This is a genomic window from Vibrio sp. 2130-1 (assembly GCF_033339515.1).
In genome coordinates this window covers 1-515 of record NZ_JAWOUT010000741.1, presented here as the reverse complement: position 1 = coordinate 515, position 515 = coordinate 1, and the positions used below count along the sequence as shown (strand labels likewise).

Genomic DNA, 515 nt, shown 5'->3' with positions numbered 1-515 from the left:
TCCCAAAACCACCAACCTCCCCAGCCAAGTTCATTGTATGCCCACCAAGAGCCGACAAGGATACCAACAGTCAGAGTTCCCCAGGCAAAATACGCGGCTTTTCGCGTACAACAGTACCATTCATTGACAGGCCGTTTGCTTAATAACGCCGCAAGTGCAAACGCCAAAATGGCGGAATAACCAACGTAACCTAAATATAAAAGTGGCGGATGAATGATCAATCCGATGTCCTGCAGCATTGGATTCAAATCACGTCCTTCTACCGCCAATGTTTTTGCGAACTCAAAAGGGTTAGACGTTGTTAACGTAAACCAAGCAAAAACGGCAATCAGAACATTCATAATGCCAAGGCAATCTGCGGTGTAGCATTGGTTAATCGGAGAACTAAGAGCAATGTATGATGCCCATAAACTGAGCGTCACGACCCAAAACAGCATGGAGCCTTGGTGCCCACCCCATGCCGCTGCAACCTTGTAAGCGGTTGGCAATTGGCTGTTGGAATGAGTGACCACATA

At 47.4% G+C, this 515-nt stretch carries 1 protein-coding gene; it reads right to left on the bottom strand.

Features of this window, described 5'->3' with window-relative positions:
- Positions 1-515: cytochrome c biogenesis protein CcsA (gene ccsA, locus R7Q09_RS28450; protein ID WP_318144246.1), on the bottom strand; the 515-nt coding region annotated here is incomplete at both ends.